Annotated in this window: 17 protein-coding genes and 3 pseudogenes; 6 read left to right on the top strand and 14 right to left on the bottom strand. The window is 71.7% G+C overall.

What is annotated here, in order from left to right; translation table 11 throughout:
- Positions 1-79: 79 nt before the first annotated feature.
- From G567_RS31465 to G567_RS31460, 6 genes are all read right to left on the bottom strand, one after another.
- Positions 80-1,336 carry a sensor domain-containing diguanylate cyclase gene (locus G567_RS31465; RefSeq protein ID WP_051233548.1) on the bottom strand — a complete coding sequence of 419 codons (1,257 nt, stop codon included), beginning with the start codon at positions 1,334-1,336 and terminating at the stop codon, positions 80-82.
- Between the two features lie 724 nt (positions 1,337-2,060).
- A complete protein-coding gene (locus G567_RS0125225) occupies positions 2,061-3,323 on the bottom strand; it encodes an MFS transporter (protein WP_028932087.1) in 1,263 nt (420 codons plus the stop codon).
- 144 nt (positions 3,324-3,467) lie between these two features.
- The gene (locus G567_RS0125220) at positions 3,468-4,109 is read right to left on the bottom strand and encodes a histidine phosphatase family protein (RefSeq protein WP_028932086.1); all 642 of its coding nucleotides are present in this window, start codon (positions 4,107-4,109) and stop codon (positions 3,468-3,470) included.
- Between the two features lie 3 nt (positions 4,110-4,112).
- Positions 4,113-4,556: an HIT family protein gene (locus G567_RS0125215; protein WP_028932085.1), complete on the bottom strand. Its 444-nt coding sequence runs from the start codon at positions 4,554-4,556 to the stop codon at positions 4,113-4,115.
- A gap of 132 nt (positions 4,557-4,688) precedes the next feature.
- A complete protein-coding gene (locus G567_RS0125210; RefSeq protein ID WP_147200981.1) occupies positions 4,689-5,204 on the bottom strand; it encodes a hypothetical protein in 516 nt (171 codons plus the stop codon).
- 73 nt (positions 5,205-5,277) lie between these two features.
- Complete coding sequence (locus tag G567_RS31460) at positions 5,278-6,465, bottom strand: RNA-guided endonuclease InsQ/TnpB family protein (protein WP_147200982.1); 1,188 nt, start codon at positions 6,463-6,465, stop codon at positions 5,278-5,280.
- 25 nt (positions 6,466-6,490) lie between these two features.
- Between G567_RS31460 and tnpA the strand changes: the two genes are divergently transcribed.
- From tnpA to G567_RS0125180, 5 genes are all read left to right on the top strand, one after another.
- Positions 6,491-6,907 carry an IS200/IS605 family transposase gene (gene tnpA, locus G567_RS0125200; RefSeq protein ID WP_028932083.1) on the top strand — a complete coding sequence of 139 codons (417 nt, stop codon included), beginning with the start codon at positions 6,491-6,493 and terminating at the stop codon, positions 6,905-6,907.
- Positions 6,908-7,278: 371 nt separating this feature from the next.
- Positions 7,279-9,441, top strand: coding sequence for a glycogen debranching protein GlgX (glgX, locus tag G567_RS0125195; protein WP_028932082.1), 2,163 nt, complete (start codon positions 7,279-7,281; stop codon positions 9,439-9,441).
- Positions 9,442-9,559: 118 nt separating this feature from the next.
- A complete protein-coding gene (gene treY, locus G567_RS0125190; RefSeq protein ID WP_028932081.1) occupies positions 9,560-11,935 on the top strand; it encodes a malto-oligosyltrehalose synthase in 2,376 nt (791 codons plus the stop codon).
- A gap of 91 nt (positions 11,936-12,026) precedes the next feature.
- Positions 12,027-13,766, top strand: coding sequence for a malto-oligosyltrehalose trehalohydrolase (gene treZ, locus G567_RS0125185; protein WP_028932080.1), 1,740 nt, complete (start codon positions 12,027-12,029; stop codon positions 13,764-13,766).
- 79 nt (positions 13,767-13,845) lie between these two features.
- Entirely contained in the window at positions 13,846-14,577 is a 732-nt protein-coding gene (locus G567_RS0125180; RefSeq protein ID WP_028932079.1) for a Clp protease N-terminal domain-containing protein, read from the top strand.
- Here G567_RS0125180 and G567_RS0125175 read toward each other — a convergent pair.
- The 7 genes and pseudogenes from G567_RS0125175 to G567_RS35035 form a co-directional block, all read right to left on the bottom strand.
- On the bottom strand, positions 14,568-14,909 hold the full coding sequence (locus G567_RS0125175) for a carboxymuconolactone decarboxylase family protein (RefSeq protein WP_028932078.1): 342 nt from the start codon (positions 14,907-14,909) through the stop codon (positions 14,568-14,570). The genes G567_RS0125180 and G567_RS0125175 overlap by 10 nt on opposite strands.
- Positions 14,910-14,964: 55 nt before the next feature.
- Positions 14,965-15,708: a respiratory nitrate reductase subunit gamma gene (narI, locus tag G567_RS0125170; RefSeq protein WP_028932077.1), complete on the bottom strand. Its 744-nt coding sequence runs from the start codon at positions 15,706-15,708 to the stop codon at positions 14,965-14,967.
- Positions 15,705-16,214: a nitrate reductase molybdenum cofactor assembly chaperone gene (narJ, locus tag G567_RS31455; RefSeq protein ID WP_211224075.1), complete on the bottom strand. Its 510-nt coding sequence runs from the start codon at positions 16,212-16,214 to the stop codon at positions 15,705-15,707. The genes narI and narJ overlap by 4 nt, the downstream gene beginning before the upstream one ends.
- Positions 16,215-16,349: 135 nt before the next feature.
- A pseudogene (gene narH / locus G567_RS31450) lies at positions 16,350-17,989 on the bottom strand (nitrate reductase subunit beta).
- Positions 17,990-17,991: 2 nt separating this feature from the next.
- Positions 17,992-21,608 (bottom strand): annotated as a pseudogene (locus tag G567_RS31445) (nitrate reductase subunit alpha).
- Positions 21,609-21,814: 206 nt separating this feature from the next.
- A complete protein-coding gene (locus G567_RS0125150) occupies positions 21,815-22,036 on the bottom strand; it encodes a hypothetical protein (RefSeq protein ID WP_028932076.1) in 222 nt (73 codons plus the stop codon).
- Positions 22,033-22,383, bottom strand: a complete 351-nt coding sequence (locus tag G567_RS35035) for a Uma2 family endonuclease (protein WP_051233547.1) — start codon at positions 22,381-22,383, stop codon at positions 22,033-22,035. Before G567_RS35035 ends, G567_RS0125150 begins: the two co-directional genes overlap by 4 nt.
- A 176-nt stretch (positions 22,384-22,559) precedes the next feature.
- On the opposite strand from G567_RS35035, the gene G567_RS0125140 reads away from it, so the two are divergent.
- Complete coding sequence (locus G567_RS0125140) at positions 22,560-22,862, top strand: hypothetical protein (RefSeq protein WP_028932075.1); 303 nt, start codon at positions 22,560-22,562, stop codon at positions 22,860-22,862.
- 34 nt (positions 22,863-22,896) lie between these two features.
- Here G567_RS0125140 and G567_RS35030 read toward each other — a convergent pair.
- A pseudogene (locus tag G567_RS35030) lies at positions 22,897-23,119 on the bottom strand (hypothetical protein); the annotation flags it as partial.

The following is a 23,119-nucleotide window of genomic DNA, read 5'->3' as shown; positions in this document are numbered from 1 at the left end:
TCTTGCGGACCGTGATCGTTCCGCGCCGGCGGGTGACGCCATGGTCGTCCGGGCACCCGACCGGCCGGCGGGTGGTGGATCAGGGAGACCCACGTGAGGCGGCCGGGGGTTCGTCGAACGGGACTCCCGGTCGCTGGCGCGGGAGATGCAGGCTCATCCGCACGACGTTGCGGCCCGCGCGCTTGGCCGCATAGAGCGCGGCGTCGGCGACCGAGAGCACCTGGCGCAGGTCGGCGCCGTCGTGCGGGAACGTGGCCCCGCCGACCGAGACACTGAGGTCGCGCACCGTGAGCGGGCCGTCGGCGGTGGCGAGCTCCACGGTGAGGCCGGCGACCCTGCGACGGATCCGCTCGGCGACGGCCCGCAGCTCCGAATGCTCCCCGTCGCCGTCGAGGCCGGGCAGCAGGATGACGAACTCCTCGCCGCCGAACCGGCCGACCAGGTCCTTGTCCCGGACCTCGCTGCGCAGCACCGAGGCCAGCGACGTGAGCACCTCGTCGCCCGCGAGGTGGCCGTGGTGGTCGTTGACCGCCTTGAAGTGGTCGAGATCGAGGATCAGTACCGCGGCGCTGCCACCGGTCCGCGCCGTGCGCCGCAGCTCCCGCTCGGCCTCTGCATGCCACGCGGCCGCATTGAGCAGACCGGTCTTGCCGTCCGTGCTCGCCGCCTCCTCCAGCTGACGCACGAGCACCGCGCGGTGCAGCACCAGCAGCGGCGGCAGCACCAGCACGATCAGCCACGGGTTGATCGCGAGCGCGACGGCGGTGAGCCCGCCGAGGCACAGCGTCGCGACCTCAAGCATGTTTTCGTCCCAGTGGCCGAGCACCTGCACCGTGGTGGCCTGCGGGTTGCTGACCGCGATCGCGCCGGCGATCAGACCGCTGTTGACGGTGGTGTAGACCAGCAGCGCCAGCACGAGCGCGACCAGCTCCATGGGCCCTTCCGAGAGCTCTCCGGAGAAGTCTCCGGTCCCGATGGAGCCGACGACGGTGGACGCCGCGATGCAGGCGAGGACGACCGTCGCGGTGCTGAACAGCTGGCGATAGGCGGGCACCCGCGGCCGCCAGGCCCGCCACCACAGATGGCCGTGCACGACGACCGCGGTGAGCACGGCGTAGCTGGTGGGCAGCAGCAGGGCGCCGGCGAAGGTCCATACGGAGCTGAGGTCGACGTGCGGGGTCTCGGTGACCCGGCGCCGCATCCGTTCGACCCCGACCGCGATCTCGGTGTGCGCCACGCCGAGCAGGCACAGCACCACCAGCCCCACGCTGCCCTCGGCCCACGAGGTGGTCCGGGTGACGTGCAGGGCCACCAGCGCCAGTGCGGTGAGCTCCACGAGGAGCACCGGGGTGCGGACCCGCGGGGGAAGCGACCAAAGGGCCCAACGGGTGACAGGGCGCAGCCAAGTCGGTGAACGCCTTGCCTCGATGTGTTCACCGTGTTCCGAGGACATCCATACTCTCAGTCATTCGAGTGTCACCTTTGGTGAAGCCTAGTCGTCCCCTCCGGCCGTGTCACCCACTCCGGGGTAGAACTCTCGCAGACCGGGCCGCGCTCGATGAGTCGCAGATTGCAGAATTCTTGTGTCGGCACCGCGGTGTCGCCACGGAGTCACGACAGAGCGAGGTGAGATCTGTGCGCAACAAGAACTGGTGACCGCATGTCGGTCGCCGGCCCGAAATGATCAAGATACCCGAGAGTGGTGCCCCGATGTCGAACAAGAACTGGTGATACGCGATCGTGTCCGCTGGTCCGACCGCTTGAGAGGAGGAGCCCGTGCACAACAAGAACTGGTGAGCAGAACGCACGACACGAGCAGAAAGGAGCGCGCGATGCGCAACAAGAACTGGTGATCGAATCGCTCCCGAGGTAGTTGCAGACGGAAAGGAAATGTCGTGCGCAACAAGAACTGGTGATCAAGGAACGGGATCCGACGAGCAGGAAGGACCAACACGGTGCGTAACAAGAACTGGTGACCGACTCTCCCGACCGGAGCGGGCCGAGCAGAAAAGAGGTGCACGATGCGTAACAAGAACTGGTGAATCGGTGATTACGGAGGGTCAACCCGCGTCGAGGGCGGGAGTACCGCCGACGGCCTCGGACCCCGCACGGCGAGCCGCCCGCCAGGCGAGGCCGGACGCGGTGGCGAGCACCATCCCCGCGACACCCGCGATGGTGACCGCCATCGGTGGTCCGACCCGGTCCGCGAGCAGCCCACCGAGGAACACGGCGACCCCCTGGGTGGCCACGAGACCGGACGCGGCGACGCCGACGACCCGGCCCCGGTGGGCGTCGGGGGTGGCGCGCACGAACACGGCCTGCGCCTGGATCAGGTACGCGGTCGACAGCGCCCCCGACACACCCCACAGCAGAATCGATCCGACCAGGCCGGGCTCGAACACGCACAGCGCCAGCGGCAGCCCGGCGAAAGCGGCTATCACCCCGATGAGCCGCGTGCGGGGCCCGGCGGGAACGAGTCGGTGGAACACGAAAGCACCGATCACGCTTCCCGCCGGATCGGCCGCCATGAGCAGCCCGACCGCGAGCGGGCCCCCGTCGAGGCGCGCCGCATAGGGGGCCGCCAGCGCCTCCGGGACGACATAGCAGCTGACCAGCCAGACCAGGCAGAGCAGCGCCCGGCGCGGAGGATCGGCGAGGATCTCGCGGATCGCGTCGAACCCGTCGCGCGCGACGGAACGCGATCCGTCCTCGCCGTCCTCGCCACCCGGTACCGGGCGGTTGCCGACGCCGAGGCGCAACACCACGGCCGAGACCACGAACGTCGCCGCGTTGAGCGCGAGGGCCACGTTGGGGGAAACGGCCACGAGGAGCAGCCCGCCGCCCGCGAACGCCGCCAGTTGCACGGCCTGGCTGGTGATCTGGCGGACGGCCAGTCCCCGCTCATAGAGATCATCGGGCAGCACCGCCGGGAGCAACGCCGCCTGCGCCGAGCTGTGCACCGCCGAGAGCAGCACCACCACCACGAGCAGCGCGCACAGCAGCCACAGCGACAGCCCCGGCAGGGCCATCACGCCGACGAGCACCGCGCGGACCACATCCGCGGCCACCATGACCTCGCGCCTGCGATGCCGGTCGGCGAGGCCGCCGAGCAGCACCCCGCCGAGCATCGCGGGCAGGAACGTGAGCGCGTAGACCGCCGCCGCCCAGCCGGCCGATCCGGTGCGGCCGTAGACGAGAACGGCCAGTGCGACGCGGGCGAGCTGGTCACCCGCGAGAGAGATCAGCTCGGCGCCCCACAGCGCCCGGAACTCGCCTCTCCGGAACACCTCGGAGAGCCTGCTTCCCTGTCCCCGACCGGCCATGAGCGTCGCGATCCCTCCGTTCGGCGGACCGATACCGCCGTCGCCCCCCTGGGTCGGACATCGGAACCGAGCGTAGGCAGACGTGCGCGCTGAGTCGATGCCCTGCGGGCCCGTGAGCGCATAACACTGTTCCGGCGTCACTTCTCACTCACGAGCCGGGACCGGCACCTCCGCGAGCAGATCGGCGACGTGCGCGGTCTCGTTCACGCTGCGCACCGAACGGCGGCCGTCGCGCCCGGCCAGCACCCGGGTGATCCCGGTGTAGTCCAGCGGGAAGGCCAGCGGTCGCGGGATGCCGAGCAGGTGGGCGAGGTAGATGTTGATCACTCCGGCGTGCGCCACCAGCACCGCCGTCTCCCGGCCCGGGTGCGTCGCCACGATCGATTCGACGGCGCCGACGACGCGCGTCCGGAACGCCTCGACGTCGACGTGCGGGGGCAGCAGCCCCGCTCTCAGCCGCGCATAGGACTCCGGCGCGAGGCGCGCCATCTCGTGCACGGGGACGTAGTGCCGGTCGTTGGCGTCGTACTCGGCCAGCTCGGCGACCCGTTGCGGCTGCCTGCCCAGCGCGGCGGCCAGCGGCGCGACGGTGCCGACCGCGCGGGCCATCGTGCTGCTGTAGAGGGCGGCGATGTCCTCCCCGGACAGCGCGCCGACCAGCCGGACGGCCTGGCGCTCACCCAGCTCGGTCAGCCCCGGGTCGGCCGCGGCGGCATCGCCGGCCTCGCCGAGCTCGGCGGCGCTCACCTGGTGCGGCAGCGCATGCCGGACGAGGACGAGCTGCACGGCTCAGCCGCGGCCGGTTGCGGCGGCGGGTACGCGGTCCGCGTGCCCGGCCGACCGCAGCGCGCCGCGAAGGGCCTCGGCGTGCGCCTCCTGCTCGTCAGCCTCGACCGACTTGGCCGCGTTGGCGAAGTTGAAGGCCGTCAGGTCCCAGGCCGGGAACACGTGCACATGCAGATGCGGCACCTCGAAGCCGGCCACCATCAGGCCGACCCGCGGCGGCTGCCACACGGCGCGCACGGCGTGCCCGATGGTGTGCGCGACGGCGGTGAGATGCGCGAGCAGATCGGCGTCGGCGTCGAGCCAGTGGTCGACCTCCGCGCGCGGCACCACCAGCGTGTGTCCCGGCCCGAACGGGTTGATCGACAGGAAGCCGACGGCGCGATCGTCGGACCAGACGAAACGCCCGGGCAGCTCGCCGTCAATGATCTTCGTGAAAAGGGTGCTCATCGGGGTCAGACCATACCGGGAGAACGGGACCGAGCACTGATCACCGTGCGGGCGATCGGCACGCAGCCGACGCGGCCGCCCCCGGGCGGTGTCGCCGGCTCAGTCGCTGTCGTGCACGCCGATCACCTGGTCTCACATCGTGTCCGGCCGCCGCGGCCGGTCGATCACCGCCCGCAGCAGGTACTCCACGACGTACCCCTCGGCGGTCACCGAGGCCGACGCGTCGGCCGGGACGACGAGCGAGAACGCGAGGTCGCGCGGCTGACGCGGCCGCAGCCCGAGGGCCCCGGGGCGTCCGTGGTGGCGACGACATCCCAGTTCAGCACCTCGTCGCCGGGATCCGACCGGGCCACCCGGACCAGGTCGACCCGCACCGCGCGCGTCGATCTCCTGGTGGGCGACCACCCGCAGCCGCTCGGACACGCTCACCCCCGCCCGCACGCTGCCCGCGGACAACCCGGAGTAGGTGCTCGCGGCGTCCGGCTCGCCGTCGCCGCGGTGCCGCGCGGGCGGCGGGGCGCCTGTCAGCGGCGGCGCGAGCACGACGACCGGCCGCTCGTGCTCCGTGCGGTCCCGGCCCTCGCCCACCGCGGCGCACACCGCCCAGCTGGTGTGTACCCCGCGGCCCAGGCTGGTCGGAGGGCCCACCGCTCCTCCGGCTCGATCCAGACGTCTTGACGTCCTCCCCGCCGTGAACGGCGGGGGTTCCGGTCTGTGCGGCTTAGGCCGCGCTCCCGGTGGGTTCCTGCTTCGCGGACAACTGCCCCGGTTTCCCGAGGTCTGACGCCGTCTCCACAGGCATCACGGCTCGTCCAGCCGCGAGGATGTTCCGGGCCGCGTTGACGTCCCGGTCGTGCACGGTGCCGCACCCGCAGGTCCACTCCCGCACGTGCAGGGGCTTGGCCTCGCCGATCGCCCCACACGCCGAGCACGCCCGAGTGGAGGGGAACCACCGGTCCACCTTCACCAGCGTCCGTCCGGCCCGCTGCGCCTTGTACGTCAGCATCGCGACGAACGTGGACCAGCCCGCGTCGTGCACGCTGCGGGCCAGCCGGGTCCGGGCCAGACCGGACACGGCCAGGTCTTCCACCGCGATCAGTTGGTTCTCCCGAACCACGGTGGTCGACAGCTTGTGCAACCAGTCCCGCCGCGTGTCCGCCACCCGCACGTGCGCGCGGGCGACCTTGCGGCGTGACTTCTCCCGATTCTTCGACCCGCGCTGCCGTCGGGCGAGTTCCTTCTGCGCCCGCGCCAGCTTGGCCTGCGCCTTCCGCGCAATCCGCGGGGCGTCGACCTTCGCCCCGTCCGACAGCACCGCGAAGTGCGTCAGCCCCAGGTCGATGCCCACCTCGTGCTGCACGAGGGGCAACGGCTGGTCGGGGACGTCGACGACGAACGAGGCGTGGTACCGCCCGGCCGCGTCCACGGTGACGGTCACGCTCGACGGCTCGCCCGGCAGCTCGCGCGACCAGCGCACCGGGACGTCGCCGATCCCGGGCAGCCGCAACCGGCCCGCCAGGGTGACCCGGAACCGGGCAGCCATGGTGAACCGGATCGACTGCGCCCGGTCCTTGCGGGACCGGAACCGGGGCACACCCAGCTTGCGGCCCTTGCGGGCGCCCTTGATCGAGGCGAAGAAGTTCCGGTAGGCGGTGTTCGCGTCCGCCAGTGCCTGTTGCAGCACCACGGCCGACACCTCGCCGAGCCACGCCCTCTCCGGGGTGCGCTTGGCCGCGGTGAGCGCCTTGGACAGCGCGCCGTCCGTGGGGTACGGCTCGCCGTTCTCGTGTGCGGCCCGGCGGGCGGCGATCGCGTCGTTGAACACCACCCGGGCACACCCGAACGCCCGCGCCAACGCCCGGTGCTGAGCCGGGGTCGGGGTCAGACGATAGGCGTACCGGAGCTGCACAAAGATCAGCGTACCCTGTTGGTTTATGGGTGATTACGACAGCATCCGCACTGGTCGAAACTGCGTGTTCCTCATGCACGTGCACTTGGTTTTCGTGACGAAGTACCGGCACCAGGTGTTCGGCGACCGGCACCTGCGGCGCATGGAAGAGATCATGCGCGCGGTCTGCGCGGACTTCGAAGCCGAGCTGGTCGAGTTCAATGGCGAGGCCAACCACGTGCACCTGCTGGTCAACTACCCGCCCAAGGTCGCCGTCTCGAAGCTGGTCAACAGCCTCAAGGGCGTGTCCTCCCGCCGTCTGCGGCAGGAGTTCCCCGATCTGGTCCGGCACTACTGGCGCGCGCAACGGCTGTGGTCCGGCTCCTACTTCGCCGGGTCCGTCGGAGGGGCGCCGCTGAGCATCGTGCGGCAGTACATCGAGCAGCAGAACCGTCCGGTCTAGGGCACGGCTCGGCCCCTGGCGGGCCTCCCCGCGCGGGCCTTCACCACCGCCGTGAACGGCGGCGCACTGACCCGCATCCCGGTAGCGGTACGCCCGCCGCACCATCTTCGAACCCATGTTCGATATGGTAGCGCATGGCCCTGTCATGCGATCGTTGATGCGCTGTCCCCGCCGGAAGGACGGGGCTTGCGCGCTACGAACCCTGGTCATCACCTCTCGCAGCGGCGGTCATCCTGCCGGAGCCGGGAAACACCCCGCCACCCGATGGCGGGCCGTGATGTCCGCTAGCGTGGACCGCTGCGGCGACGCACGCTGCCGCCGGCAGGGGAGCCGAGCTCTGGACGGCCGTGGCCGGGAAGTGGGGACATCTGATGCGGCCGTGGCCAGGCAGCGCCTATCCGCTCGGGGCCACCTACGACGGGGCCGGCACCAACTTCGCGATCTTCTCCGAGGCCGCCGAGCGGGTGGAGTTGTGCCTGTTCTCCCCCGACGACGGGGAGACCCGGATCCGGCTGACCGAGGTCGACGGCTTCGTCTGGCACTGCTACCTGCCCGGCATCGAGCCCGGCCAGCGCTACGGCTTCCGCGTCCACGGCCCCTACGATCCCGCCAAGGGACTGCGCTGCAACCCCAGCAAGCTGCTCATCGACCCCTACGCCAAGGCCCTCGACGGCCCGGTCCGGTGGGACGAGGCGGTGTTCGGCTACAACTTCGGCGACCCGGACAGCCGCAATGACGCCGATTCGGCGCCGTTCGTGCCGAAGTCGGTCGTCATCAACCCCTATTTCGACTGGGACTCCGACCGGCCGCCGCGGACCCCCTACCACGAGTCGGTCATCTACGAGGCCCATGTCCGGGGCCTGACGATCCGGCATCCGCAGATCCCGGAGGAGCTGCGCGGCAGCTACGCGGGGCTGGCGCATCCGGTGATGGTCGAGCATCTGCAGGGCCTGGGGGTCACCGCGGTCGAGCTCATGCCGGTCCACGAGTTCATCACCGACCACCATCTGCACGAGCGGGGCCTGGCCAACTACTGGGGCTACAACACGATCGCGTTCCTGGCCCCGCACCACGCGTACACGATGCGCGACAGCCGTCCCGGCGGTCAGGTGCAGGAGTTCAAGGCGATGGTGCGCGACCTGCACGCGGCGGGGATCGAGGTCATCCTCGACGTGGTCTACAACCACACCGCCGAGGGCTCGGACATGGGCCCGACGCTGTCCCTGCGCGGCATCGACAACCACGCCTACTACCGGCTGGTCGAGGGCGACCCCCGCTACTACATGGACTACACCGGCACCGGCAACTCGCTGAACGTGCGCAACCCGCACACCCTGCAGCTGATCATGGACTCGCTGCGCTACTGGGTGCTGGAGATGCATGTCGACGGCTTTCGCTTCGACCTCGCGTCCACACTGGCCCGCGAGTTCTACGACGTCGACCGGCTGTCGGTGTTCTTCGACCTCGTCCAGCAGGACCCGGTGATCAGCCAGGTCAAGCTCATCGCCGAGCCGTGGGACGTCGGCCCCGGCGGCTACCAGGTCGGCAACTTCCCGCCGCTGTGGAGCGAGTGGAACGGCAAGTTCCGCGACACCGTGCGCGACTTCTGGCGCGGCGAGCCCGGCACCCTGGGCGAGCTGGGCTCCCGGCTGACCGGCAGCTCCGACCTCTACCAGGACGACGGCCGCAGGCCCTACGCGTCGATCAACTTCGTGACCGCGCACGACGGGTTCACCCTCGCCGACCTCGTCTCCTACAACGACAAGCACAACGAGGCCAACGGCGAGGACAACAACGACGGCGAGAGCCACAACCGGTCGTGGAACTGCGGGGTGGAGGGGCCGACCGACGACGCGGAGGTGCTGGCGCTGCGCGCCCGCCAGCAGCGCAACCTCATCGCCACGCTGCTGCTGTCCCAGGGCGTTCCGATGCTGCTGCACGGCGACGAGCTCGGCCGCAGCCAGGGCGGCAACAACAACGCCTACTGCCAGGACAACGAGGTCGCCTGGGTGGACTGGTCGCTGGCCGAGCCGAACGCCGGCCTGCTCGGCTTCACCGCGGCCATGACCGCCCTGCGGCACGCGCATCCGGTGTTCCGCCGCCGCCGGTTCTTCGCCGGACGCCCGATCGGGCCGCGCCGTCGGTCGGCGATCACGGCGACGCTCCCGGATATCGCCTGGTTCGCACCGTCGGGCGAGGAGATGACCGAGCGGGACTGGGACTCGGGCTTCGGCAAATGCGTCATCGTGTTCTTCAACGGCGAGGGCATCACGGAGGCCGACCCGCGCGGTGAGCGGGTCACCGACGACTCGTTCCTGCTGTGCTTCAACGCGCACTGGGAGGACATCGACGTGACCCTGCCCGCGGCCGAGTACGGCGCCGAGTGGGTGGTCGTCGCCGACACCGCGACCGGGACGGTGACCACGCTGGCCACGGCGCCCGGGACGGTGGTGGCGACGCCGCCCCCCGTCCCGGGCGGGGCCACCCACCGGGTGCCCGCCCGCTCGCTGGTGGTGCTCCAGCGGACGGGGTGAGCGGCCGAGCGCAAGCACCCTGATCAGGGGCCGAGCGGAACCGGTGCCGGGCAAACCGGGCTCCGCTAGCGTGGGCCCGACCTCGGGCGACGCACCCGAAGAACAGGAGACCCCCACCGTGGCCGTGGACGCGACCAGTTCCCTACCGAGCTCGACCTACCGGCTGCAGCTGTCCAAGGACCTGACCTTCGGCGAGGCCGCCGAGCTGGTCGACTATCTCGACACGCTCGGGGTGGGGGCGCTCTACGCCTCGCCGCTGCTGGAGTCGGGCAGCGACTCCAACCACGGCTACGACGTGGTCGACCCGACCCGGGTCTCGGCCGAGCGCGGCGGCGAGGAGGGTCGGCGGGCCCTGGTCGCGGCGCTGCGCTCGCACGGGCTGGGGATGCTGATCGACATCGTGCCCAACCACGTCGGCGTCGAGGTCGCCAGTGCCAACCCGTGGTGGTGGGACGTCCTGGTGCACGGGCGGGCCTCGCGCTACGCACATTTCTTCGACATCGACTGGGACGCCGGTCCGCTGCTGCTGCCGGTGCTCGACGCCGACGAGCAGAAGGCCCTTTCCGAACTGACCCTGTCGGCGGACGGCACCGAGCTGTGCTACTACGAGCACGCGTACCCGGTCGCCGAGGGCACCGGCGGGGGCACGCCGCGGGACGTGCACGAGCGCCAGCACTACCGGCTGGTGTCGTGGCGGCGCGGCGCCGCGGAGCTGACCTACCGGCGCTTCTTCGACGTCTCCACGCTCGCCGCGGTCCGCGTCGAGGAGCCTGAGGTGTTCGAGGCGACACACCGCGAGGTGCTGCGCTGGACGGGTGAGGACGATGTCGTCATCGGCCTGCGCGTCGACCATCCCGACGGCCTCTCCGAGCCCGGCGGCTACCTGCACCGGCTGCGCGCGGCCATCGGGCCGCGCAGCTGGCTGCTGGTGGAGAAGATCCTCGGCGTCGGCGAGGCGCTGCCCGCCTCATGGCCGGTCGACGGGACCACCGGCTACGACGCGCTGCGCGAGATCGGCGGGGTGTTCGTCGATCCCAGCGGCGCCGGCCTGCTCACCCAGTTCGCCGCGGAGCACACCGGGGTCAAGGAGTCCGTGTGCGCCGTCGAGCACCGCGCCCGCCGCGAGGTCGCCTCGACGATCCTCGCCGCCGAGGTGCGCCGCACCGCCCGTGAGTGCGTAACAGCGTTAGAACACTGTTACGCACTCACGGTGCCCGCTGAGCAGGTCGTTCCGGCCATCACCGAGCTGCTGTGCGGGTTTCCGGTGTACCGCAGCTACCTTCCCGAGGGCCGCGATGCCCTGGACACCGCCGTCGCCGTAGCCCGGACCCACCGGCCCGATCTCGCGGAGACCCTGGCGGCGGTTCACGCCGCGCTGCTCGCCGACCCGCGCGGCGAGCTGGCCACCCGGCTGCAGCAGACCTCGGGCATGATCATGGCCAAGGGTGTCGAGGACACCGCGTTCTACCGCTGGAACCGGTTCGTGGCGCTCAACGAGGTCGGCGGCGACCCGGCCCGGTTCGGGGTCTCCCCCACCGAGCTGCACGCGACCGCGCTCGCCCGCGAGGCCGCCCGCCCGGCCACGATGACCAGCTTGTCCACCCATGACACCAAGCGCTCCGAGGATGTCCGGGCGCGGCTGGCCGTGCTGTCGGAGATCCCCGGCGAATGGGTGGAACGGATGCGGCGATGGTCGGCGCGCTATCCGCTGCCCGAGCGGTCACTGGAGCTGCTGGCCTGGCAGAGCCTGATCGGGGCCTGGCCGATCAGCGCCGAGCGGATGGCCGCCTACCTGGGCAAGGCCTCGAAGGAGGCCAAGCTGGTGACCAGCCATGTCGAGCCGGTCGCCGAGGTCGACGAGTCGATCGCGGCGTGGCCGGGTCAGGTGCTCGGCGACGACGGCCTCGTCGCCGAGATCGGCGCCTTCGTCGACCGGATCGCGGCGGCGGGCTGGTCGAACTCGCTGGGCCAGAAGCTGCTGCAGCTCGCCGGGCCGGGCGTGCCCGACATCTACCAGGGCACCGAGCTGTTCGAGTACTCCCTGGTCGACCCGGACAACCGGCGGCCCGTCGACTTCGCCGCCCGGCGAGCGCTGCTGGGCCGGCTCGACGAAGGCTGGCTGCCCGGCATCGACGCCGAGGGCGCGGCGAAGCTGCTGGTCACCGCGAGCGCCGCCCGGCTGCGCCGCTACCGTCCCGAGCTGTTCGCCGGGTACCGCCCGGTTCCCGCGCAGGGGGTTGCCGCGCACCACGCGGTGGCGTTCGCGCGCGGGGCCGGATCGGGCGACCGGATCTCGCGGCTCGTCGCCGTGGCCACCCGGTTGCCCGTCGGGCTCGCGGCGCGCGGCGGCTGGGGCGATACGGTCCTGCCGCTGCCCGGCGCGGCGACCGACTGGCACGAGATCATCACCGATACCCCCGTCGAGGGTTCGGCGCCGCAGCTGTCCCGGCTGCTCGCGCGCTATCCGGTGGCGTTGCTCGTCCGACCGGCCTGACCGCGGCGGGGCACTGGGTCGCAGGAATCACGCGACTCGGTCGCAGAAATACCGCGACTCGCGGGGTGGGCGGAGGGCATGATCTCTCGGCGTGGCTGAGTACGCGGTGTGGGCGCCGCTGCATGACCGGGTCCGGGTGCTGGTCGACGGCACCGCCTATCCGCTGACGCGGGCCGCCGGCGGCTGGTGGCGCACCGAGGTGGACGACGAAGGCTCGGGCACGGCGTATGCGTACCTGCTCGGCGAGGACGAGACACCGCTGCCGGACCCGCGCTCGCTCTGGCAACCCAACGGGGTCCATGCGGCGTCGCGACGCTACGACCACGACGCGTTCTGGTGGACCGACCAGGCCTGGACCGGCCGCCAGCTGCCCGGCAGCGTGCTCTACGAGCTGCATATCGGCACGTTCACCCAGGAGGGAACCTTCGACGCCGCGATCGAGAAGCTCGACCATCTCGTTGCGCTCGGCGTCGATCTGGTCGAGGTGCTGCCGGTCAACGCGTTCGACGGCCCCCGCAACTGGGGTTACGACGGCGTCGGCTGGTATGCGGTCACCGAGAACTACGGCGGCCCGGACGAGTTCAAACGCTTCGTCGACGCCGCGCACGCGCGGGGGCTCGGCGTGGTGCTCGACGTCGTCTACAACCACATCGGCCCCTCGGGCGCCTATCTCGACCGGTTCGGTCCCTACTTCGCCGGCCGCAACATCTGGGGCCCCTCGCTCAACCTCGACGGACCGTGGTCGGAAGGGGTGCGCCGGTTCGTGATCGACAACGCGCTGATGTGGCTGCGCGACTTCCACGTCGACGGGCTGCGCCTCGACGCGGTGCACGCCCTGCCCGACAGCCGGGCCACCCACCTGCTGGAACAGCTCGCCGTCGAGGTGGAGGCGCTGTCGGCGCACGTGGGACGGCCGCTCTCGCTCATCGCCGAGTCCGATCTCAACGACCCGCGGCTGATCACGACCCGCGAGGGCGGCGGGTACGGCCTGCACGCGCAGTGGGCCGACGATATCCACCACAGCCTGCACGCCGCGCTCACCGGCGAGTCGCAGGGCTACTACGCCGACTTCGCCGCCGCGGGCCTCACCGGGCTGGGCCACGTCCTGTGCCGGGCGTTCCTGCACGAGGGAACCTGGTCCAGCTTCCGCCGGCGCAACCACGGCGCCCCCGTGGACACCCGGCGCATCCCCGGCCACCGGTTCCTGGCCTATCTGCAGAACCACGACCAGATCGGCAACCGGGCCGCGGGCGACCGGCTCACCCAGACCGTCTCCCCCGGGCTGCTGGCCTGCGGCGCCGCCCTCGTGCTCACCGCGCCGTTCACCCCGATGCTGTTCATGGGCGAGGAATGGGGGGCGCGCACGCCGTGGCAGTTCTTCTCCAGCTTCGAGGACGAGGCGCTGCGCGCCACGGTGGCGGAGGGGCGGATCGCGGAGTTCGCCGAGCACGGCTGGGGCGAGGTCGAGATCCCCGATCCCAGCGCCGAATCCACGTTCCTCGACTCCAAGCTCGACTGGGACGAGCCCGCCCAGGAGCCGCACGCGACGCTGCTGGAGCTGCACCGGGAGCTGATCGCGCTGCGCAAGGCCTGGCCGGAGCTGTCGGACCCGTGGCTGGAGGAGGTCGAGGTCGAGGTCGACGAGCAAGCGCGCACCGTCGTGGTGCACCGCGGATCGCTGCGGGTCGTGGTCAACCTCGGCGGCGACGAGGTGACCTTCACCCTGGACCGGACGGTGGCCCGCATCCTGCTCGCCTCGGAACCGGCGGCGGCCGAGGAGAGCGCGCTCATCCTTCCTCCCGAAGCGTTCGCGATCGCCGTCGTGGTCTGACTCGACGGGGATCAGACGGCGCGCGAAAGGGCGTCAAGGTCCAATTGACTCGGCCGATATGTCAACCTACTGTTGACGCATGTCAGCTCCACAGATCCGGCTCGACGACCTGATCGATCTCGTGAACGGCCTGCACCCCGACGGCGACGCCCTCGCCCAGCTGACAGACGCGGTGCGGCTGTCCGAACGCCTCGGCGAGCTCGCCGACCACCTGATCGGGCACTTCGTCGACCAGGCCCGCAAGGCGGGCGCCACCTGGACCGATATCGGCAAGAGCATGGGCGTGAGCAAACAGGCCGCCCAGCAACGCTTCGTCCCCAAGTCCGACCGGCTCGACCTCGACGCGTTCACCCGCTTCACCGACCGGGCCCGGCGGGTGCTCATGGCCTCGCAGGAGGACGCCCGCGGCGCCGGCCACGACTACATCGGCACCGAACACCTGGTGCTCGGCCTGCTCAGCGAGCCGGAGGCGCTGGCCGCCAAGGCGTTGGCGCAGCAGGGCATCAACCCCGAACAGGTCCGCGCGGCGATGAAGGTCGTGCTCGGACCGCCGAAGGACAGCGTGCCCGAGCACATCCCCTACACCCCTCGCGCCCGCAAGGTCATCGAGCTCACCGTGCGCGAGGCGCTGCGGCTGGGACACAACTACGTCGGCACCGAACATCTCCTGCTCGGCGTGCTCGCCGAACAGGAGGGGGTCGGCGCGAAGGTCCTGGTGAGCCTCGGGCTCGTCAAGGACGACGCCGAGGAGTGGATGCTGGCCCAGATCCCCCCGGTCAGGAAACGACCCGAGGCGCCCGCTCAGGAATGATCGTGGTCCCCGCCCAGCGCGTCGAGGGCGATCGCCGCGTGCGCGTACGCGCCCCCGGCCCGCATCTCGGCCGCGACCCAGATCGCCTCCATGATCTGCTCGTCCGTGGCGCCCTTCCGGTGCGCCAGCCGGGTGTGCCCGCGGATGCAGTAGGGGCACTGGGTGGTGTGCGCGACGGCGACGGCGATCAGCTGCTTGGTCACCTCCGGCAACGCCCCCTCGGCGAAGACCGTGCGGCTGAACTCGGTGAACGCGTCGTGGATCTCCGGCGCGAGCTCCTTGCGCCGGGCGCTCATCTGCGGGGTCGCCTTGGGGAAGATGCCGTGATCCATGCCGCCATGGTCGTCCCCGGCTCCCGCCCTGTCCAACCCTCGCCGGCCCGGGACGTCAGTACCGGGCCCCGATGCGCCGCCAGCGCCGCCCGCTCGTCCCGGGCTCGTTGGGCCGGGTCGGGACCCTGCGGCGGTAGACGACGTAGGGCCGCCACAGGTAGTACAGCGGGTAGCTCCAGGCGTGCACGAGCCGGCTGAACGGCCACACGGCGAAGATCATCCATGCCGCGGTGGCATGCACCTGGTACATGATCGGGGCGCTGGTGATCGCGACGACGTCGGGGTTGCCGGTGAACAGGCTGCGGAACCACGGCGACACGGTGGTGCGGTAGTCGTATCCCCCGCCCAGCCACTGCACGCCCAGCGTCAGGTAGATACCCAGCAGGCTGATGATGCCGAGCAGGATCAGCGCGAGGTAGTCGACCGCGCTGGTCGTCGCGCGCACCCGGGGCACGCCCATCCGGCGGAAGACCAGGAACCCGGCGCCGACGAGCACCCCGATCGCCGCGATCGAGCCCGCGATCCCGGAGAAGGCCGTGTACACCCGCTCCGAGATCCCGAGCGCCTCGGTGACCGAGCGGGGGATGAGTACCCCCAGCACGTGCCCGAAGATGGCGGCGAACGTGGCGTAGTGGAACAGCGGCGCGCCCCATTTGAGCAACCGACGTTCCTGCAGCTGGGTGGAGCGGCTGGTCCAGCCGAACTGGTCGTAACGCCAGCGCCAGACGTGCCCGATCAGGAACACCACGATCGAGGCGTAGGGCAGGATCACCCACCACCACAGGTCGAAGGCACTCATCGGCGCGCTCCCGTCCCCGGCCCGGTGAGGAACTCCGGCGGCGCGAACGGCGCGGTACCGATCGGGTTCAGGCCCACCTGCTCGCCCGGCGGTCCGTCGGCGGCCAGCCGCCGCACCTCGGCGGCCTGTGCCCGCGACGGCGCCGGCAGCCCCGCGCAGACGGCGTCGAGTGCCGCCGCGTACGGGCTGTGCTCCTCGTGCAGCGCCAGGCGCAGCAGCTCCAGCCCGGCGCGGTGGTCGGTGAGCAGCCGCCGTCCCTCCTCGGCGGGCCCGAGCGCGGCGAACTCCAGCACCGCCGGCAGGTAGTCGGGCAGCTCGTCGCCCGCGTGTTCGAGACCGCAGCGGCGGTAGGCGTGCTTGAGGGCGAGCAGCGCCATGCCTCGCTGGCGGGTGTCGCCGTAGCGGTAGTACGTCAGATACGGCGAGCAGCGCCGTTTCAGGTCGAAGACCGCGACGTGGTGCTGCGCCGTCTCGGGCCGCGGCCGCGCCCGCAGCCAGCCGGCCACGCCGGCCAGCCGGTCGGCCCACCGCGGGGTCGTGGATCTCCGCCAGGGCCGCGGTGACGTCGTCGAGCCGCGCGTACACCCGGTCGTCGGGGTACTGCAGCAGCACGGACGCGATCTTGAAGACGAGCGGGGACGTCATCGGCCGCCGCCCTCGGGGAACAGGCCGGGGGCCGGGTCGGAGCCGTTCCAGCCCAGCAGGTTGAACCGCATCCGGCCGGCATCGTCACGGAACGTGGTACCCGAGCCCGAGCCCGAGCCCGGGGCCGGCGCGGCGGCGGGGCGGTGCAGGCTCCCGGCGAGGGTGTCCTCGACGTGGGCGCCGTAGTCGCCGCCGCCCGGATAGTCCAGGGCGCAGTGCTGCGACATCAGCCTGCCGGTGCCCTCCGCATGGGTCTGCGGGATGACGTAACGATCCTCGTACCTGGCGATGGCCAGCAGCCGGTAGAGGTCCTCGACGCCCGCGGCGTCCATCCCGACGCCGGCGGCCAGCGCGGGGTCGGGCTCGTCGCCGAGCTGGCGGGCGCGCATGTGGGCCCGCAGCACCGCGAGGCGCCGCAGCACGAGCTGCACCGTCGCGACGTCGCCCGCGGTGAACAGGTTCGCCAGGTACTCCAGCGGGATCCGCAGGTCCTCGATCGCGGCGAAGACCCGGTCCGGGTCGTCCTCGGAGTAGCCCGCCGCGTCGACGACGTCGGTGACCGGGGACAGCGGCGGGATGTACCAGACCATCGGCATCGTGCGGTACTCCGGATGCAGCGGCAGCGCCACCCGGTGCCGCACCGCCAGCTCGTACACCGGTGATCGCTGCGCGGCCTGGATCCAGTCGTGCGGGATGCCCTGGCGCTGCGCCTCGGCGACGACGCCGGGGGCGGCCGGGTCGAGGAAGACCGACAGCTGCGCCTCGTGCAGGTCGCGTTCGTCGGGCACCGAGGCCGCGGCGGCGACGGCGTCGGCGTCATACAGCACCACCCCGACGTAGCGCAGCCGCCCGACACAGGTCTCCGAGCAGATGGTCGGCTGGCCCGCCTCGATCCGCGGGAAGCAGAACGTGCACTTCTCCGCCTTGCCGGTGCGGTGGTTGAAGTACACCTTCTTGTACGGGCAGCCGGACACGCAGAACCGCCAGCCCCGGCAGCGGTCCTGGTCGACCAGCACGATGCCGTCCTCCTCCCGCTTGTACATCGCGCCCGACGGGCAGGAGGCGACGCACGACGGGTTGAGGCAGTGCTCGCAGATCCGCGGCAGGTAGAACATGAACACCCGCTCGAAGTCCAGCCCGAGGGTCTGGGCGAGACCGGCGAAGTCCGGGTCGGCCGGGGCGCTCCCGGGGGCGCCGGCGAGATCGTCGTCCCAGTTGGGCCCCATCCCGGGCGCATGTCCTTGCCGGTGAGCTGCGACTTCGGCCGCGCGCTCGGCAGGTCGTCGGACAGCGGGGCCGTGGTGAGCCGCTCGTAGTCGTAGGTCCACGGCTCGTAGTAGTCGTCGATGCTCGGCAGGTGCGGGTTGTAGAAGATCGACAGCAGTTTCGTGAGCCGGCCGCCCGCCTTCAGCTTCAGCCGACCCCGCCGGCCCAGCGTCCAGCCGCCCTTCCACTGCCGCTGGTCCTCGTAGCGGCGCGGATAGCCCAGCCCCGGCTTGGTCTCGACGTTGTTGAACCAGATGTACTCCGCACCGGCCCGGTTGGTCCAGGTCTGTTTGCAGGTCACCGAGCAGGTGTGACAGCCGATGCACTTGTCGAGGTTCATCACCATTCCGACCTGGGCCATGATGCGCATCGCTAGAACTCCACCTCCTGGGGCCGCCTGCGGAGGACGGTGACCTCGTCGCGCTGGCTCGCGGTGGGGCCGTAGTAGTTGAAGCCGTAGGAGAACTGGGCGTAGCCGCCGAGCAGATGCGTCGGCTTGATCATCAACTGGGTCAGCGAGTTGTCCCCGCCGCCGTGCCGGCCGGTGAGCTCGGTTCGCGGCACGTTCAGGTGCCGGTCGATCGTGTGGTACATGAGGCAGGTGCCCGGCGGGATGCGGTGGCTGACCGCCGCCCGCGCCGCCACCACCCCGTTGCGGTTGAACGCCTCGACCCAGTCGTTGTCCGCGACGCCCACCCGCGCGGCGTCGGCGTCGCTGAGCCAGATGACCGGGCCGCCGCGGAACAGCGTGAGCATGTGCAGGTTCTCCTGGTACTCGGAGTGGATCGACCACTTCGAATGCGGCGTCAAGTACCGCAGGGTGATCTCCGGGCGCCCGGGGTCGCCGCGGCCCTGGTCGCCGAAGTGGCGGCCCATCACCAGCGGCGGCCGGTAGGCCGGCAGCGCCTCGCCGAGCTCGAGCATCCAGTCGTGGTCGAGGTAGAAGTGCTGCCGGCCGGTGAGGGTGTGCCACGGCTTGCGCCGCTCGACGTTGATCGTGAACGGCGAGTACCGGCGGCCACCGGACTCGGTGCCCGACCACTCCGGCGAGGTGATCACCGCCTGGGGCTGGTTCTGGGTGTCGGCGAAGTCGATCCGGTCCCCGGCGCGTTCCCGCGCGAGATCGGCCAGCGCCACCCCGGTCCGGCGCTCCAGCGCCTCGAAACCGGCCACGGCCAGCTCGCCGTTCGTGGTGCCCGACAGCGCGAGGATCGCCTCGCAGAAGTGCCGGTCCAGGGTCAACCGGGGGCGGCCCGCCGCGACGCCGTGCCGCACCACCCCGTTGCTGTGCCGCAGGTTCGCGATCTCGGCGCTCGGGTTCCAGGTGACGCCCTTCGTGGTGGTGCCGAGCGTGTCCAGCAGCGGACCGATGGCGGCCAGCTTGTCCGCGACCGCCCCGTAGTCGCGCTCCACGACGACGAGCTTCGGCATCGTCTCACCGGGCACCGGCTCGCACTCCCCGGCCTTCCAGTCGCGGACCCGCCCGTGGGGCTGCGCCAGCTCGTCGGGGGTGTCGTGGGCCAGCGGCGCGGCGATCACGTCCCGCCGCGTGCCCAGATGGACGGCGGCCAGCCGGGAGAAGTCCCGGGCGATGGTGTGGAAGACGTCGAAGTCGGTGCGGGTCTCCCAGGGCGGGGCGATCGCCGGGTTGAACGAGTGCACGAACGGGTGCATGTCGGTGCTGGACAGGTCGTGCTTCTCGTACCAGGTCGCGGCCGGCAGCACGACGTCGGAGAACAGGCAGGTGCTGGTCATCCGGAAGTCGACCGCCACCGACAGGTCGAGCTTGCCCTCGGGCGCCTGCTCCCGCCAGGTCACCTCCGTCGGACGGGCCGGCGGCGGGGTCTCGGTCGCGGTGACCGCGTGGTCGGTGCCGAGCAGGTGCCGCAGCAGGTACTCGTGGCCCTTCATCGACGAGGCGAACAGGTTCGCCCGCCACACCAGCAGCACCCGGGGCTAGTTCACCGGGTCGTCGGGGTCCTCGGCGGCGAACCGCAGCGCGCCCGCGCGCAGCTGCTCGACGATGTGGTCGGCCACGTCGCGCCCGGCCGCGGCTGCCTCGTCGGCCAGGTCCAGCGGGTTGCGGTTGAAGGCCGGATGCGACGGCACCCAGCCCAGCCGCGCGGCCAGCGCGTTGCAGTCCACCAGGCTGCGCCCGGCGAGCAGCCCGCGGCCGGTCGGACCGGCCAGCTCGGCGGCGCCGAACGCCTCGTAACGCCACTGGTCGGTGGCCAGATACCACAGCGGGGTGCCCGCCATGTGCCGGGTGGGCCGCTGCCAGTCCAGCCCGAACGCCAGGTGGAACCAGTCGGTGAGCGGGCGGACCTTCTCCTGCCCGACGTAGTGCGCCCACCCGCCGCCGTTCACCCCCTCGCAGCCGCACAGCATCACCAGCGACAGGAAGCTGCGGTAGATCTCGTCGGAATGGAACCAGTGGTTGGTCCCGGCCCCCATCGCGATCATCGACCGGCCCCGGGTGCGTTCGGCGGTGCGGGCGAACTCGCGGGCCACCCGGGCCGCCGCCCGCGCCGGCACCCCGGTGATCCGTTCCTGCCACCCCGGAGTACCGGGCGAGTCCGCGTCCTCGCAGCCGGTCGGCCATTCGCCAGGCAGGCCCGCACGGCCCACCCCGTACTGCGCGAGCACGAGGTCGAACACGGTCGTCACCAGCGCGTCGCCGACCCGCATCACCGGCACGCCGCGGCGCATCGCCGAGCCGCCCTCGGTCGCCCCGACGTCGAAGCGGGGCAGGTCCACCGGCACCGGCTCGGCGCCCGGCCGCCCGTGCAGCGACAACGCCGGGTCGAGATCGCCGAGCTCGAGGTTCCACCGCCCGGCATCGGCGTCGTTCCAGCGGAAGCCCAGCGATCCGTTCGGCACCGCCGGCCCACCGGCCGCGGCGTCCCACACCACGGTCTTGAACGCCGCGTCCGCGACGTCGTGCCCGAGATCGGCGGCGGTGAGGAACTTGTCCGGCAGCCACACCCCGTCCCCCCGGCGCAGCGTGACCAGGAACGGCAGGTCGGTGAAGGTGCGCGCGTAGTCGCGGAAGTAGGGCACGTCGCGGTCGCGGTAGAACTCCGCGAGGATCACGTGCCCCATCGCCATCGCCAGCGCCCCGTCGGTGCCCGGCGCGGCGGCGAGCCAGTCGTCGGCGAACTTGGTGTGGTCGGAGAAATCGGGTGAGACCACCACGACCTTCTGCCCCCGGTAGCGGGCCTCGGTCATGAAATGCACGTCCGGGGTGCGGGTGATCGGCAGGTTGGTCCCCCAGATGATCAGGTACGCGGCGTTCCACCAGTCCCCGGACTCGGGCACGTCGGTCTGGTCACCGAACACCTGCGGGGAGGCGATCGGCAGGTCGGCGTGCCACCGATCATCGAAAGGAACCGGGTGCCCACGGCGTAGGACACCATCGACATGGCGGGGATCGGGGAGAACCCGACGATCCGGTCGGGGCCGTAGGCCTTCGCGGTGTGCACCTGCGCCGCGGCGATCAGCTCGCTCACCTCGGCCCAGGTGGAGCGCACGAACCCACCCTTGCCCCTGGCCCGCTGCCAGTCCCCGACCCGCTCCCGGTCGGCGGTCAGCGCGGCCCAGGCCTCGACCGGATCGGTGTGGGCGGCGCGGGCCTCGCGCCAGGCGCCCAGCAGGGGCGAGCGCACGTAGGGGAAGCGGACGCGCGTCGGTGAGTACGTGTACCAGGAGAACGACGCGCCCCGCGGGCAGCCGCGGGGCTCGTACTCCGGTGAGTCCGGGCCCACCGACGGGTAGTCCACCGCCTGGGTCTCCCAGGTGATGATCCCGTCCTTGACGTAGACCTGCCACGAGCACGACCCCGTGCAGTTGACCCCGTGGGTGGAGCGGACCTGTTTGTCGTGCCGCCAGCGCTCCCGGTAGAAGTCCTCGGCCTCCCGGCCGTCGGCCCGGTAGAGGCTGCGCCGGTCGGGCGACTGGGTGCCGGGGAAGAAGAACTGCGCCGAACGCATGAGGCGATCGGCCGGTGAGGCCTGCGAGTTCTGCGGCTGCGCGGCCGGTCTTCCGGCCGCCGGCCGCGGGTCCGCGTCGCGCATCGACGATCCTCCCGGTGCCGGGGGTTCCGCCCGTCAAGGGCAGCGCACCCGGGAGGGTAACCAGCGCGGCCGGGACCCGCCGGGTCTGCGCTCATCGTCGCGTCGGGTCCGCTGCCTGATTCTCAGCGCCTGCCCGGCAGGACGAACTCGGCCATGTCGACGCTGACCGGCCAGGGGTGTTCGAGCGAGCGTTTCTCGCCGGGGCGGAGCGCGGCGTATCGGAGGTAGCCGGTGCCGCCCGGGTCGAGCCGGTGGGCCTCCAGCGTGGGTGCGGGGTCGTCGAGGGAGCCGATCCGCCAGAAGTACGGGATCTGCTGGTCGGCGTAGACGGCCGGCTTGGTCACCCGATCCATCGTGACCGACGTCGGGAGACCACCTCGACGACCAGGATCACCCCGCCGGGGTCGTAGCCGTGGTCGTGGAACGGGGTGTCCCTGTGCACGGCCATGAGGTCGGGGGCGTAGAGCCGGCGCAGCCCGACGTGAACGCCGACGTCGTGGAGAATGAGCACATCCTCCGGCGCCTTCGCGTGGAGGCTGCGGTAGGCGGCGAGCACCGACCAGCTGTGCGTGTTGCTCGGTGGCGGAGCCACGTAGATCACCCCGTCGTGCAGCTCGCGGCGCAGCCCGTCGTCGGGCTCGTACGCGAGGTCCGCGGCGGTCAGCAACCGGCTCACGTGTGGGGTGGTCACGGGGCACCTCCTCCCGGCCCGGACTCGCGGTGCCCGGGGTGAGGCGTCGGGACCGGGGCCGGCGGACCCACGACCCGACGGGGTCTTCGCCTGCCGGTCGCCTCTCGGACATACTGCTGTCCCCGGGCCCGCCGCGCAGCCGTGTGGCGCCGAACCGCCGTCGCAGGAGGCCGGCCGTGAGCGACGAAGCGACATCCGACGACGTAACGGCGCTGCTGCTGGCGCAGGGCCACGCCACCGACGCCCTGCCCGTGCTGCGGGCCGCCTGCCGGCACTGGCAGGAGCTGCACGCCCCCCACGACTGCGCCCGGGTGCGAGTCCTGCTCGCGGCGGCCTGCCGCGCCCTCGGCGACGCCGACGGCACCGAGCTGGAACTCACCGCGGCGGCCGCCTACGCGCACCGGCACGGCCTCACCGGCCGGGCCGTGGGTGAAACCACCCATCCCGCGGCGGGCGAGGCTGCACGGTCTGCCCGATGAGAGCGGCCCGCCCGCGGGCCTAGTGCTGCGTTCCTCAAAGCAGGTAGATGAACTTACGGCGGAGTGTGCGGTGGGGCGGTGGCAGCCGTCCCCACACCCAGGGTGTGGCGCGGGCGTTGAGCTGGGCGGTGGCCAGCGTGACGGCAGCGGCGATCTCGTGGGCGTCGGCGAAGGTCTGGCCGGCGAACGCGGCGCGGCGCAGCAGCCGCCACCAGCCTTCCTGCAGGTTGAGCCAGCAGGCGCGGACCGGGATGAAC

It is taken from the genome of Pseudonocardia asaccharolytica DSM 44247 = NBRC 16224, assembly GCF_000423625.1.
Classification (GTDB): Bacteria; Actinomycetota; Actinomycetes; order Mycobacteriales; family Pseudonocardiaceae; genus Pseudonocardia; species Pseudonocardia asaccharolytica.
Note: the sequence above shows the minus strand (reverse complement) of the source record. Positions and strands in the feature narration are given on the sequence as shown.

What these genes read in the sequence shown, in the direction of transcription:
- G567_RS0125225 (WP_028932087.1), bottom strand. Translation starts at nt 3,323, where the DNA reads ATGGCCGGTCGGGGACAGGGAAGCAGGCTCTCCGAGGTGTTCCGGAGA.
- G567_RS0125215 (WP_028932085.1), bottom strand. Translation starts at nt 4,556, where the DNA reads ATGAGCACCCTTTTCACGAAGATCATTGACGGCGAGCTGCCCGGGCGT.
- tnpA (WP_028932083.1), top strand. Translation starts at nt 6,491, where the DNA reads ATGGGTGATTACGACAGCATCCGCACTGGTCGAAACTGCGTGTTCCTC.
- glgX (WP_028932082.1), top strand. Translation starts at nt 7,279, where the DNA reads ATGCGGCCGTGGCCAGGCAGCGCCTATCCGCTCGGGGCCACCTACGAC.
- G567_RS0125180 (WP_028932079.1), top strand. Translation starts at nt 13,846, where the DNA reads ATGTCAGCTCCACAGATCCGGCTCGACGACCTGATCGATCTCGTGAAC.
- G567_RS0125175 (WP_028932078.1), bottom strand. Translation starts at nt 14,909, where the DNA reads ATGGATCACGGCATCTTCCCCAAGGCGACCCCGCAGATGAGCGCCCGG.
- narI (WP_028932077.1), bottom strand. Translation starts at nt 15,708, where the DNA reads ATGAGTGCCTTCGACCTGTGGTGGTGGGTGATCCTGCCCTACGCCTCG.